This window comes from Nocardia amamiensis NBRC 102102 (genome assembly GCF_001612745.1).
GTDB lineage: Bacteria > Actinomycetota > Actinomycetes > Mycobacteriales > Mycobacteriaceae > Nocardia > Nocardia amamiensis.
The window spans coordinates 1-13,059 of record NZ_BDBA01000141.1; the positions used below are offsets into that span (position 1 = coordinate 1).

Sequence of the window (13,059 nt, forward strand, 5' to 3'; positions counted from 1 at the left end):
GGGCCGCGAACAGACGATGCTCGGTCTCGCTGCGCTCGAAAGCGGGAGTTTGGCCGACGGGTTGCGTTGGGTGGCAACCGCAGAGCTCTCGTGCGCCCTCTGGAAAGCTTCGCTCGAAAACGAGGATCAGCGTGCTAGCCGTACGCCGCAGCCCGCGTCTGCCCATGCGCGGCGTGCAGCGTCACCACGTGCGAGGACATGTCGGTGGTCGGGCGTACATTGCTGCCGTGTGTACCGGAACGACCGTTGCCTGGATTGGCGAGCGCGTTGCCGCGGCTGCGGTGCAGGCCGCGGCTACGTCCGGCTCGCTTACCTCCGGTGATTTCTGGTTCGGACAGCGGACGGCGCATAACCGGTGAAAGAGGAGCAGCTGTCCGCGCTCGCCGACGCGGACAGCACTGCCCGGCGTTGGGTTCTGCACATTGATATGGACGCGTTCTTCGCCTCGGTCGAGCAGCTGACCAGGCCCACGCTGCGCGGGCGGCCGGTGCTGGTCGGCGGGACCGGCGGGCGCGGCGTGGTGGCCGGAGCCAGTTATGAGGCGCGGGTGTTCGGTGCGCGCTCGGCGATGCCGATGCATCAGGCGCGCAGGCTGGTCGGCGTCACCGCCGTGGTGGTGCCGCCGCGCGGCGCGGTTTACGGGGTGGTCAGCGGGCAGGTCTTCGACGTGCTGCGCAGCCGGATCCCGGTGCTGGAGACACTGTCGTTCGACGAGGCGTTCGGCGAGCCCGCCGAGCTGGCCGGCGCGACGGTGGCGCGGGTGCACGCGTTCTGCGAAGAACTTCGGGCGCTGGTGGGCGAACACACCGGGCTGACCGCGTCGGTGGGCGTCGGCACCGGAAAGCAGCTGGCCAAGATCGCCTCGAATCTGGCCAAACCCGATGGCGTCCTGGTGATCTCGCCGGTCGAGCAGTCGCGGCTGCTGGCCGGGCTCCCGGTGCGCAAACTGTGGGGGATCGGTCCGGTCGCGGAGAGCAGGCTGCGCACCCTCGGCATCGAGACTGTCGGCGCCTTTGCGGCCCTGCCGGAATCGGAGGCGGTATCGATCCTCGGCAGCAGTGTGGGCGCCGCGCTGCATCGGCTGGCGCGCGGCATCGACGACCGCCCGGTTGCCGAGCGCGCCGAGGCCAAGCAGATCAGCGCCGAGACCACCTATGAAACCGACATCGTCAGCCTCGCCCAGCTGCGTCCGGCCATCGAGGACATGGCCGCGGCGGCGCACCGGCGCCTGATCGGGGACGGGCGTGCCGCCCGCACCGTGGTGCTCAAGCTGAAGAAGTCCGATATGAGCATCGTCACACGCTCATTCACCCTGCCCTATGCGACCGAGGACCTGGCCACGCTGGCCGCCGCCGCACAGCGCTCGGCGCTCGACCCACGCGACCTCGGCCCGATCCGGCTGGTCGGGGTGAGTTACGGCGGTTTGTCCACCGTCCGCCAGGAATCGCTGTTTCCCGAGCTCGATCGCGGCCCGGCCGCCGAGATCCCCGCGGGGGAACCGGAACCCGAACCGGTGCTGCCGGACAATGGCGCCGCGCAGTCCAGCCTGCCCGTCCCGGTCTGGCATCCCGGCATGGATGTGACGCATCCGGAGCACGGTCATGGCTGGGTGCAGGGTGCGGGGTCGGGCGTGGTGACCGTTCGCTTCGAAACCCGTTCCACCGGGCCCGGTCCCGCGCGTACCTTCGCGGCCGACGACGCCGCACTCACCCGGGCCGACCCGCTGGGCAGTCTGCTCTGACAGCCCGGTCGACCGCTCGACATCGCCCGGGCGGACGCGTACTTTCGCTGCCGACGACATCCGTCGGTCCCGTGGATCCGGGCGGCGGTACCCGGTGCCGGTAGCGTGGGGCCTCGTGCAGCGCCCCCGATTCGGGTGGCGGTTGCCAAGGTGGAACACGACACGGACCTCTCGAACGCAAAGGACGAGCAGTTGAAGCTTCGTAAGACTGGACGCATCGCGATCGCCGGCCTGGCCATCGTCGCCGCGCTCGGCATGACCGCGTGCGGCAGCGATGACAAGGACAGCAAGCCCGCCGCCAAGACGTCGACCAGTGCCAAGGCGACGGCGACCCAGAGCGCGAACCTGCCGCCGGTCCCGACCGTCGCGGAGCTGAACACCGCGCTCTCGCGTGCGCTCGACCCGACAGTGCCCGCCACGGAGAAGCTGGACAACGTCCAAGGCGCCGAAGCCGATCCGACGCTGCCCGAGCGCCTGTCCCAGGCTGCGTCCGGCGCCGACGTGAAGATCGAGGTCACCGACGTCACCTCGTTCGGCGACAGCGTGAACGCGAAGGCCAAGTTCACCCTGAACGGCCAGGAGAACATCGTCGACGTGCCGTTCGTCGCCGACAACGGCAAGTGGAAGATCCAGAAGGCCTGGGCCTGCACCATGCTCACCAACCTGGGCCAGCAGTCGGCGGCCTGCGCGTAAATGATCGGCCGGGTCGGCCACCGGAGTGCATCCGGTGGCCGACCCGTCTTCGTGAATCACACCACAGCAGTGGGTGATTCGAGGTGCTGGTAGGAGTCGGCGCGAGCTGTCAGATCATCCGCAGGATCGCGCAGGTCGCGGTGGCGTGCGCGTAGAGGTCGCCGTCCTCGACGCCGACCAGGCGCGCCTCCGCGCTGGCGGTGGTGGTGCCGACATGGATCGCGGTGCCCTCGCAGCGCAGCGCCCGGGTGTCGGCGCGCACCGATCGGTGCACGTGGATGCCGATCTGGACCGAGGTGGACCGCGTCCCGCCGGGCAACCGCGTCAGCACGGCCGCACCGAGGGCCGCTTCCAGCAAGGTGGTCACGAAGCCGCCGTGCACACCGGCCATCGGGTCGAGCAGATGATCACCCGGCTCGCCCTCGAACACCACCGCCCCGTCACTGACCTGCACTAGCCGGAAACCGAGCGCGCTCATGATCGGAGCCTCCGGAAATCGTCCGTCGAGCGCTCCTTGCAGAATCTCCCGGCCGGTCATGCCGCAATTCTCGGGGGCAGCCGCGGGACTCGGCCGGAGAATATGAGTGCGGGTGTGAAGAGGCTGGGCCGCTGTCATGCGTCGACGCTACGAGGGCCGCAGCACGCGCAACAGTGTCGTATCCGACATCTTCGCCACTATTTCCGACACTGCAACGTCTGGCGTGTCGGTGTGATCATGCCTCACCGCGGTTGGCCGTGCCCGAGGGTTCCGCGGCGACGTCGTGGGGGCTGCGCCGGAGGCGGCGGGAACGCAGCAGCGCTTCGGTGGTGAAGATCGCCAGCGCGGCCCAGATCAGTGCGAAACCGGCCCAGCGGGAGGCGGGCATCGGCTCATGCGCGACGGCGACGCCCCAGGTCATCTGCAGCGCGGGTGTGAGGTATTGCAGCAGGCCCATGGTGGACAACGCGACCCGTTGGGCCGCGACGGCGAACAGCAGCAGGGGGACCAGGGTGACCGGTCCGGTCGCCATCATCAGCGCGAGATGCCCTGGGCTGGAGGCGAATTCGCTGCGCCCGGTGACCGCGAGCCCGATCGCGAACGCCAGCGCGAACGGCGCGGAGACCACGCCTTCGGCGGCGATGCCGCGCAGCGCGTCCAGCGGGATCACCTTCTTCACCAGACCGTAGGTGGCGAAAGAACAGGCCAGCGTCAGGGCGATGACCGGCGGCCTGCCGTAGTCGACGGTGAGCACGGCCACCGCCACCGCGCCGAGGCCGAGTGCGGCCCACTGCGGGCCGGTCAGCCGTTCCCGGAAGATCACCACCCCGAACGCGACGGTGACCAGCGGGTTGATGAAGTACCCGAGTGCGCACTCCACGATGTGGCCCGAGGTGACGCCATAGACGTACACGCCCCAGTTGAGCGCGATCGCGGCCGAGGCGACCGCCGCCAACCGCCAGGTCCGTCCGCCGATGCCGCGCAGCTCGCGCAGCCGCCCGCCGGTCGCGAGTACCGCGAGCACCACGACGAGCGTCCAGACGATCCGCTGTGCCACCACCTCGCCCGCGTCGGCGAATGCCAGCAACCCGAAGAAGGCGGGGAACAGTCCCCAGAGGAAGAACGCACTGGTGCCGAACGCTACACCGGGGATGGACCTGCTTCGCCGCACGAGACGAACGTAGTAGTCCCGTAGCCTTGCGGTCATGTCGATTACCGTGCAGGCGCTCGCGGCCACCGGACTCAGTTCGGCTGAGGTCGAGCAACGCCGTCGCGACGGCCGGACCAACGACGTCCCGGATCGGGCCAGCCGCTCGGTGCGCGACATCGTGCGCGCGAACGTCTTCACCAGGATCAACGCGATCCTCGGCGTCCTGTTCGTCCTGGTCCTGGCCACCGGATCGCTCATCGACGGTATGTTCGGCCTGCTGATCGTCGCCAACAGCGCGGTGGGCATCATTCAAGAGATCCGCGCCAAGCGCACCCTGGACCGGCTGGCCATCGTCGGGCAGGCCAAGCCGACCGTGCGCCGGGACGGCGCGTCCATCGAGATCGCGCCGCGCGAGGTGGTGCTCGACGACCTGATCGAGCTCGGCCCCGGCGACCAGATCGTCGTGGACGGCACCGTCGAGGAGTCCGCGCAGCTGGAGGTGGACGAATCGCTGCTCACCGGCGAGGCGGACCCGATCGACAAGGCGGTCGGCGCCGCGGTGATGTCCGGCAGCTTCGTGGTCTCCGGATCCGGCGCGTATCGCGCCACCAAGGTCGGCCGGGACGCTTACGCGGCGCAGCTGGCCGAGGAAGCGAGCAAATTCACGCTGGTGCACTCCGAGCTGCGCAGCGGCATCGACAAGATCCTGAAGTTCATCACCTATCTGCTCATCCCCGCCGGCCTGCTGAGCATCTACAACCAGCTGGTCTCCAGTGGCGAGTCGTGGCGGCCCGCGGTCACCGGCATGGTCGCCGCGCTGGTGCCCATGGTGCCCGAGGGGCTGGTGCTGATGACCTCGATCGCGTTCGCGGTCGGTGTGGTGCGCTTGGGCCGGCGCAAGTGCCTGGTGCAGGAGTTGCCCGCCATCGAGGGATTGGCCCGGGTGGACGTGGTGTGCGCCGACAAGACCGGCACGCTGACCGAGAACGGCATGCGGCTGTCGGACCTGAAGACGCTGAACACTTTCGACGACGCGCAGGTGCGCACCGCACTGGCCGCGCTTGCCGCCGACGATCCGCGCCCGAACGCGAGCGTGCAGGCGATCGCGGAGGCACTGCCGGATGGTCCCGGCTGGCAACGCACCGCCGTCGCGCCGTTCTCCTCGGCCAAGAAGTGGAGCGGCTGCTCCTACGGCGAGCACGGCGACTGGCTGCTCGGCGCGCCGGACGTGCTGCTCGACTCGGATTCCCCGGACGCGCGCGTCGCCGAGGAACTCGGCGCCTCCGGTCTGCGCGTCCTGCTGCTGGCCCGCAGCGACCGTCCGGTGGACGCGCCGGACGCCCCCGGCGCCGTGCGGCCCGCAGCCTTGGTCGTGCTGGAGCAGAAGATCCGGCCCGATGCCCGCGACACGCTCGATTACTTTGCCGGCCAGAATGTTTCGATCAAGGTGATCTCCGGCGACAACGCCGTGTCGGTCGGTGCGGTGGCCTCCTCGCTCGAGCTGCCCGGCGGCGACCACCCGATCGACGCGCGGGGGCTGCCGGAGGACCGCGACGCGCTGGCCGACGTACTGGATCGCAACACCACCTTCGGCCGGGTCCGCCCGGATCAGAAGCGCGCCATGGTGGCGGCCCTGCAGTCGCGCGGGCACACCGTGGCGATGACCGGCGACGGCGTGAACGACGTGCTGGCGCTGAAGGATTCGGATATCGGCGTGGCCATGGGCTCGGGCAGCCCGGCCACCAGGGCGGTGGCGCAGATCGTATTGCTGGACAACAAATTCGCCACCCTGCCCTACGTCGTCGGCGAGGGGCGCCGGGTGATCGGCAATATCGAGCGGGTCTCCAACCTGTTCCTCACCAAGACCGTCTATTCCGTGCTGCTGGCGTTCCTGGTGGGCGCCGCCGGGGTCGGCTCGCAGATCTTCGGCTACGAACCGATCGGCTACCCGTTCCTGCCGCGACACGTGACGATCGCGGCCTGGTTCACCATCGGCATCCCGGCGTTCATCCTCTCGCTCGCGCCCAACAACGAGCGCGCCCGCACCGGCTTCGTGCGGCGGGTCATGCGGTTGGCCATCCCGTCGGGCGTCGTGATCGGCGTGGCCACCTTCGTCGCCTACCTGATCGCGTACGCGGGGCCGCAGGCGAGCGAAGAGCAGAAGGTCCAGGCGGGCACCACCGCGCTCATCACCCTGATCATGATCGCGGTGTGGGTGCTGGCCATCGTGGCGCGGCCGTACGTGTGGTGGAAGCTCGTGCTGATCGCGGTGTCGGTGGCGGCGTACGTCTTCCTGTTCACCGTCCCGTTCACCCGCGAGTTCTTCAAACTCGACCCCTCCAACCTCGCGCTCACAAGCGCGGCGGTGACGTGCGGTGTGGTCGGTATCGTGCTCGTCGAGGCCGCCTGGTGGGTGAGCGCGGCGATGCTGGGCGACAAGCGGGAACTTTTCCCGAGCTCGCCGGGTGGAGCCGCCTGACGAACTGGTCGGCTGACTTGCTGCGTTACGAGAAGCCTTGTGCGAGGCGGGCATTCAGGGCTGGAGTACCTTCTCGGATATGGAGGTACTGCTGCACCAGATCGACGCGTTCGCCGACGCACCGTTCTCGGGCAACCCGGCCGCGGTGATGCCGCTCCCGTCGTGGCTGCCGGATGCGTTGCTGCAACAGCTGGCCGAGGAGAACAACCTCGCCGAAACCGCGTTCTACACCCCGCACCTACCTCCCGAGGCGGGTATGCCGCCGGGCGACTGGCCCGCCTTCCACCTCCGCTGGTTCACGCCGCGGGTGGAGGTGGCCCTGTGCGGGCACGCCACCTTGGCCAGCGCCGCGCAGATCCTGGTCGACATGCACCCCGGCGCGGACCGGGTGAGCTTCTACACCCGCAGCGGCTGGCTGCACGTCGACCGCACCGACGACGACGAGTTCGTCCTCGACCTGCCGAGCGTGCCGAGCATCCCGGTGCGGCCGGATCCGGCGCTCGTCGCGGCGCTCGGGGTGCGTCCCGTGCGCGCCTACTCCGGCACCGACGAGGTGATCGTGGTGGCGACCGAACAGGAGGTGCGCGACGCCGCGCCGGTGCTGTCGGCGTTCCCCGCGCTGCCGCGCGCCGCGATCGTCACCGCGCCCGGTGACTCGGTCGATTTCGTCTCCCGGGTTTTCGCTCCCGGGGTGGGCGTCCCCGAAGACCCGGTGACCGGATCCGCGCACGCCCAATTGGTTCCGCTGTGGAGCGAGCAGCTCGGCCGCACCGCACTGCGGGCGAGGCAGCTGTCGCGCCGCGGCGGCAGCCTGCGCTGCGAGCTGGCCGGCGACCGCGTGCTGCTGTTCGGCCGGTGCCACCGGTACCTCGACGGGGTCGTCACGCTGCCGGACTGAACGGCACTGCGCGCGACCACGCCTGTGTGATCCGATGCTCGCGCCGGTTCGCCTGCTCACGCGGTGCGGCGCCGCGGGTCGAGGCCTGCCGTTCGGCTTGCTGCCCGCGCGCTCCAGATAGTGGCGCAGCGTCTCGGCCGGTCGCTCAGCGGTCCGGGACCGGACCGTCGTCGGGTCCCGGCGCGACGACGTCGAGGTAGTCGGGCAAGAGCGGGATGACCGCGAAGCTGCCCGCAACCGCGTCGGCGGGAAGCGCCTGGACGGCGCGAATGCCGCTCTGCTCGGCCAGATTCCGCAATTCCGACAGCCGCCCGCGCACGACGAGTCCGACCACGCACGCGCAGCCCGCGCGAAGGCGCGCGGCGGAGACGGAGACGACCTGAGCGGAGCGGTCGTCGGCGGGACGGGGCAGCAGCCACGCCGCGTATTGCGCCGAATCTACGGCCGCTTCGACCCCTTCCGGAACCGGCACGGTCACCAGCGGTGTGTGCACGCGCGGGATCGGCACCCGGTACAGCACCTGGGCGATGCGCATCCCGCCGCTGTGCGCCGGAATGTGTTCCGGAGCCAGGGGTTCGGTGAACGACACCAGCGCCCAGTGCTCGGCGTCGTCCTCGCCGGCCAGCGAATCCTGGGCGCGCGAGAGGTAGTCCGCGACCTGTTCGCCGTAATCCGGCCCGAGCCGGTCGGTGGACACTCCGGCCTCCCGCGGCGGAATCAGCACACCCAGCGCGAGGATCAGCGCGATGAGCGCGGCGGCCGCGGCGGCGAAGGCGGCCCCACGCCAGCGCGACACCCGGCGCTCAGGCATTGCGCAGAACGTCCAGCGCGTGTTCCAGGTCGTCCGGGTATGCGCTGGTGATCTCCAGGTAGCGGCCGTCCGCGGGATGCTGGAAACCCAGCGACCGGGCGTGCAGCCACTGGCGTTGCAGTCCGAGCCGCTCGGCCAGGCGCGGGTCCGCGCCGTAGGTGAGATCGCCGCAGCAGGGGTGGCGGATCGCCGAGAAATGCACCCGGATCTGGTGGGTCCGGCCGGTCTCCAGATGGATGTCCAGCAGGCTGGCCGACGGGAACGCCTCGACGGTGTCGTAGTGCGTGATGCTCGGGCGTCCGTCGGCGGTGACGGCGAACTTCCAGTCGTTGCCGCGTGCCCGTCCGATCGGGGCATCGATGGTGCCGCTGCTGGGATCCGGATGCCCTTGGACCACCGCGTGATACCGCTTGTCGACCGTGCGCTGCTTGAACGCGCGTTTGAGCACCGTGTACGCGTGCTCGGACTGGGCGACCACCATCACCCCTGAAGTGCCGACGTCGAGGCGGTGCACGATGCCCTGCCGTTCGTGGGCGCCCGAGGTGGAGATGCGGTAGCCCGCCGCGGCCAGCCCGCCCACCACGGTCGGCCCGCTCCAGCCGACGCCGGTGTGCGCGGCAACGCCGACCGGCTTGTCCACCGCGACGATGTCGTCGTCGGCGTAGAGGATCTTCATGCCCTCCACGGGTTCGGCCTCGATGGTCAGCTCCCGCCTGGGTTCCGGGAATACCACTTCGAGCCACGCTCCGGCGGTGAGCCGGTCGGACTTGCCCGCCGCGATGCCGTCGAGCTGCACCGAGCCTTCCTCGGCCAGCGCGGCCACGGCGGTGCGGGACAGGCCGAGCAAACGGGACAGGCCCGCGTCCACGCGCATGCCGTCGAGCCCGTCGGGGACGGGCATGGTCCTGGTCTCCCTCATGCCGCGCTGCCCTCGCCCGCGCTGTCCGCTTTGCCGTGACCGACGCGCGTGCCGTTCGGCTCGAAGCCGAACACGGTGAGCACCACGAGCAGGATCGCACCGCACACGATGGCGGAGTCCGCCACGTTGAACACCGGCCACCAGCCGATCGCGACGAAATCGACGACGTGACCCTGTAGCGGGCCCGGCGCGCGGAACAGCCGGTCCACCAGGTTGCCGAGCGCGCCGCCGAGCACCATGCCCAGGCCGATCGCCCACCACAGCGAACGCAGGGTGCGGCCGATGCGCACCACGCCGATCACGACGCCGGCCGCGACCAGGGTCAGCAACCAGGTCATGCCGGTGGCCATGGAGAACGCCGCGCCCGGATTGCGCACCAGGGTCAGGCGCGCGAAGTCGCCGATGATCGGCACCGGGTCGCCCGGCGTGAGATTCGCGACCGCGAGGGTCTTGGTGAGCAGGTCCAGGCCGAGTAGAACCGCGGCGATGAGGAGTAGGGTCCGCAGCCGCTGCGGCGGGGTATTCGTCATCGGGTCGGCGATGTTCGTCTGGCTTTCCTCGGGCGGCCGGTCGTCACTCACACCGACCATCATCTCTCGAGCGGAATCACGACCGGTGCGCGCGTCCGATTGCCTCGCTCCGGCTGCCCGCTTCGGGTTCGTACGGCACGCCGCCTCGATGTCCCAGCTGACACTCAGGAAGCGGTCGTACTCTGTTGCTCGTGACGGTGTTGTCTTACCACCCCCACCTTTCCCGGATTGCGTGCTCTGGACGGATCGCGCGCTCGGGTGTGCTGCTCATGGTGCTTGCGGTCGGGCTTTCCGCCTTCGGCGTCGGTTGCGCCGACAGCGGCGAATCGCGCGGTGAGATCGACGGCACCGAGCCACTCGGCCTCCGCAAGGAAGTGACCGTGCCCATTCCGGCCGCGGTGACCACCGTCGTCTCGGCCGGGGACGAGCCGCGTTCGCTGCTGCGCCCGGACTACCCGGCGGGCACGGAGCAGCGGGTCACGCTCTACACCGCGCACCACATCGAACAGCAGCTCGACGAGCAGCCGAAGCGCGACTTCTCCACCCCCCCGCTGACCATTCCGATGACCGCGCAGACCACCGCGGATGGCATCGATCTGACCCTCGGCTCGGTCACCTCCCCTGACCCGACGCTGTCCAGGGCGCTCACCAAGATCGGCGGCTCGCACGCCGGATTCGACCTCACCGATCTGGGCGCGATCACCGCGTTGCGGCTCGAGCCGGCGCCGGACGCGTCCAACACCGCGCGCTCCGCCCTCGAGCAGGCGTTCTACCAGGCCGTCTACCGTTCGATCGCGTTCCCCGACCAGCCCGTCGGCGAGGGCGCGGTGTGGACGGTGCGGCAGGAGGTGAACGGCGGCGTACTGCTCGACCAGGTGACCACCGCGACGCTGACCGAGCGCGACGGCGACCGGCTCACCATCGAACTGCACGTCACGCAGAAGCCGAAGTCGCTGGTGTGGCACCTGCCGAACAATGCGGGCACCCTGGACATCCGCGACTACGTCATGCAGGGCGCGGGCACCATCACCGTGGATCTCGGCTTGCCGCTGCCCGTGGCCGGGTCCATCACCGTCGGCGGGCACCAGTCCTACCGTGATCCGCGCAGCGCCAGCACGCTGCGGCAGACGATCGATACGCAGGTGTCGTGGACCGAGTGACCCGTGCGTGCGGCCTGCTGACCACAGCCGCGTCCGCCGTGCTCGCCGCGGCCTGCGGTTCCCCGGAACCCGCCGCCGAATCACCCGGGCTGCCGCCGCTCGGCCCCGTGGTCGCCGCTGCCCCGGTAACGGTCGCACCCGAGACCGATTCCGATCGGTTGGGCAACCGATTGCTCGGCGACGCCGACCTCCCCCCGGGCTTCACCGCCCTGCCACCGCGCGCCGATGCGGGAATGGCACCCGCCGACGCCTCGCCCACGAATCCGGCGGAATGCGCGAAAGTACTCACGCCGCTCGGCGCGCAACAGTCCGGCGCGCTCGCGCAGGCGTCCACGCAATATGCCGGGCCGAATTTCTCCAGTATCGATATCGACGCGGCGAGTTATCCGCGCGACGCGGTGCCGGGGGCGTTCTCGGCGGTGCAGGAAATCCTGCGCCGCTGCACCCATTACTCGGGTGCCGACGCCGCCGATATCGCGGTGGAGTACCGGATCGGCGGGCTCGCCCAGCCCACTGCGGGCGATGCCGTCGCCGCCTTCCAGGTGCGCACCACCAGCGAGGGTCTGACGCTCGGCTCATCGGTGTCGATCGTGCAGGTCGGAAACACACTGGTGCAGGTAGCGGTGACCGCGCCGGAGGCGGTGGACCCCGGTGTGCTGAGTGCGCTGACGGCCGCGCAGGTGCGTCGCCTGAAGGGCGTCACTGGTCCCTGATTTCCGACGATCCGGTATGGCGCGCCGGTCGGCGGGAATAGGCTCGACAGGGTCCGACACCATGCCTCGACCGGAGGTCAACCATGTCTGATGTCAAACCCATTCCGGAGGGATATCCGGTGGTCTCGCCCGGGCTGGCCATCGATGGAGCGGCGGCGGCGGTCGAGTTCTACAAGAACGTTTTCGGCGCCACCGAGCGAATGCGCATGCCCGGCCCGGAGGGCAAGATCGCGCACTGCGAATTGATGTTCGGCAATTCGGTCGTCATGCTCGGTGACCCGGCGCCCGATATGGACTTCCTCGATCCGAAGACGGTCGGCGGCACCCCCGTCAACCTCTACGTGTACGTCCAGGACGCCGACGCCGCGTTCGCCGCCGCACTGAGCGCGGGTGCCAAGGAACTCACGGCTATGACCACACAGTTCTACGGCGATCGCAGCGGCTCCTTCGAGGACCCGTGGGGACACCGCTGGACCGTCGCCACCCATGTCGAGGACGTGCCGCCCGAGGAGATGGACCGGCGGATGGCCGAGCAGTTCGGCGGATCATGAGCCGAGCCGGCGCGATCACCCGGCGATAATCGAATCCCCTTCGACCCGGATGCTTTTCGGGGCGAGCGGGCTGGCGGCCGGTCCGTTCGCGACCGAGCCGTCCAGACCGAACTTGCTGCCGTGGCAGGCGCAGTCGATGGTGCCGCCGGACACCCTGACGACCTTGCATCCCGCGTGCGTGCAGATCGGGGACAGCCCGACGAAGGTGCCCGCGCTGGGTTGGGTCACCACGGTGTCGCCGAGGATCACGCCGCCGCCGACCGGGATGTCGGTCGTCTTGGCGAGCACCTTCGCGGAGGCGGAGCGGCCATCCGGGGCGGGATTCGCCGGGGGCGTCGCATCGTCTTTCGCCTCGGCGGTGCACGCGGCGAGCGCCGCCGCGGCCGCGACGGCGCCGGCTCCCGCGATGACCACGTTGCGCCGGGTGTGGACCTGTTCGTCGAATGTCATGTGTCGCGCTCCTCGCCAACCGCGGCGGGCGGGGATGCCTGCCGTCGAGTGATCGCGGTATTCGGCGGTGTGCCGGTACCGCTTCGCCTTGTCCACGGAAAGCGCGGCCCCGCGGTTCAATTGGGCAGGTCACAGCCATGCCGACGGGTGCAGCGCAGCGATCGGCATCCGTCCCGGGTCCGCGTCTTTACCCTGTGGCTCAACAGGAGTCGGCGTCGGATACGAACGGCGGACCCGGACCCCCTCATCTGTTCATGGCCGGGTCCGCCGCTCCCTGGTGTTACCCGCGGGCGATGGCTTCGAACACCTTCGGGTCGACCAGGGTGGAGGTGTCGCCGAGTTCGCGTCCTTCGGCGATGTCGCGTAGCAGGCGGCGCATGATCTTGCCGCTGCGGGTTTTGGGGAGTTCGGGGACCACGTGGATCTCCCGGGGCCGGGCGATGGGGCTGATCTCGCGGGATACTTCGGCTTTCAGCTCCGTGATCA

The 13,059-nt window shown here is 69.9% G+C and carries 14 protein-coding genes; 7 read left to right on the forward strand and 7 right to left on the reverse strand.

The features are described 5' to 3' along the window. Positions 1-427 precede the first annotated feature (427 nt). On the forward strand, positions 428-1,741 hold the full coding sequence (locus NA4_RS24525) for a DNA polymerase IV (protein WP_067474538.1): 1,314 nt from the start codon (positions 428-430) through the stop codon (positions 1,739-1,741). Between the two features lie 150 nt (positions 1,742-1,891). Further along, positions 1,892-2,434, forward strand: a complete 543-nt coding sequence (locus NA4_RS24530; protein ID WP_373862825.1) for a WKL family lipoprotein — start codon at positions 1,892-1,894, stop codon at positions 2,432-2,434. A gap of 109 nt (positions 2,435-2,543) precedes the next feature. On the opposite strand, the gene NA4_RS24535 is transcribed toward NA4_RS24530, so the two are convergent. Together NA4_RS24535 and rarD are read right to left on the reverse strand one after the other, a co-directional pair. Next, complete coding sequence (locus tag NA4_RS24535; RefSeq protein WP_218022392.1) at positions 2,544-2,972, reverse strand: PaaI family thioesterase; 429 nt, start codon at positions 2,970-2,972, stop codon at positions 2,544-2,546. A 175-nt stretch (positions 2,973-3,147) separates the two neighbouring features. Further along, complete coding sequence (rarD, locus tag NA4_RS24540; RefSeq protein WP_067474512.1) at positions 3,148-4,119, reverse strand: EamA family transporter RarD; 972 nt, start codon at positions 4,117-4,119, stop codon at positions 3,148-3,150. On the opposite strand from rarD, the gene NA4_RS24545 reads away from it, so the two are divergent. Beyond that, positions 4,118-6,541 (forward strand): cation-translocating P-type ATPase, encoded by a 2,424-nt coding sequence (locus NA4_RS24545; protein WP_067474515.1) that lies wholly within the window; start codon positions 4,118-4,120, stop codon positions 6,539-6,541. The two genes, rarD and NA4_RS24545, sit on opposite strands and share 2 nt — an antisense overlap. A 79-nt stretch (positions 6,542-6,620) precedes the next feature. Further along, complete coding sequence (locus tag NA4_RS24550; RefSeq protein ID WP_067474517.1) at positions 6,621-7,439, forward strand: PhzF family phenazine biosynthesis protein; 819 nt, start codon at positions 6,621-6,623, stop codon at positions 7,437-7,439. 145 nt (positions 7,440-7,584) lie between these two features. Here NA4_RS24550 and NA4_RS24555 read toward each other — a convergent pair whose 3' ends face one another. The 3 genes from NA4_RS24555 to lspA are packed head-to-tail and all read right to left on the reverse strand — an operon-like array spanning position 7,585 to position 9,699. Then, entirely contained in the window at positions 7,585-8,250 is a 666-nt protein-coding gene (locus NA4_RS24555) for a hypothetical protein (RefSeq protein WP_067474519.1), read from the reverse strand. Then, positions 8,243-9,169: an RluA family pseudouridine synthase gene (locus NA4_RS24560; RefSeq protein ID WP_067474523.1), complete on the reverse strand. Its 927-nt coding sequence runs from the start codon at positions 9,167-9,169 to the stop codon at positions 8,243-8,245. The genes NA4_RS24555 and NA4_RS24560 overlap by 8 nt, the downstream gene beginning before the upstream one ends. Then, complete coding sequence (gene lspA, locus NA4_RS24565) at positions 9,166-9,699, reverse strand: signal peptidase II (protein ID WP_373862826.1); 534 nt, start codon at positions 9,697-9,699, stop codon at positions 9,166-9,168. The genes NA4_RS24560 and lspA overlap by 4 nt, the downstream gene beginning before the upstream one ends. 185 nt (positions 9,700-9,884) lie before the next feature. On the opposite strand from lspA, the gene NA4_RS24570 reads away from it, so the two are divergent. The 3 genes from NA4_RS24570 to NA4_RS24580 all read left to right on the forward strand — a co-directional run bounded on the left by NA4_RS24570 (position 9,885) and on the right by NA4_RS24580 (position 12,123). Beyond that, positions 9,885-10,859, forward strand: coding sequence for a hypothetical protein (locus tag NA4_RS24570; RefSeq protein ID WP_084497411.1), 975 nt, complete (start codon positions 9,885-9,887; stop codon positions 10,857-10,859). Further along, complete coding sequence (locus tag NA4_RS24575) at positions 10,847-11,572, forward strand: sensor domain-containing protein (protein ID WP_067474530.1); 726 nt, start codon at positions 10,847-10,849, stop codon at positions 11,570-11,572. The genes NA4_RS24570 and NA4_RS24575 overlap by 13 nt, the downstream gene beginning before the upstream one ends. Positions 11,573-11,655: 83 nt before the next feature. After that, positions 11,656-12,123 (forward strand): VOC family protein, encoded by a 468-nt coding sequence (locus NA4_RS24580; protein WP_067474534.1) that lies wholly within the window; start codon positions 11,656-11,658, stop codon positions 12,121-12,123. Between the two features lie 15 nt (positions 12,124-12,138). Here the strand turns inward: NA4_RS24580 and NA4_RS24585 are convergent, their stop codons facing one another. Together NA4_RS24585 and NA4_RS24590 are read right to left on the reverse strand one after the other, a co-directional pair. Next, on the reverse strand, positions 12,139-12,573 hold the full coding sequence (locus tag NA4_RS24585) for a QcrA and Rieske domain-containing protein (protein ID WP_084497413.1): 435 nt from the start codon (positions 12,571-12,573) through the stop codon (positions 12,139-12,141). Positions 12,574-12,853: 280 nt separating this feature from the next. Beyond that, on the reverse strand, positions 12,854-13,059 hold a 206-nt coding region (locus NA4_RS24590), incomplete at its 5' end, for an AMP-binding enzyme (protein WP_444980045.1).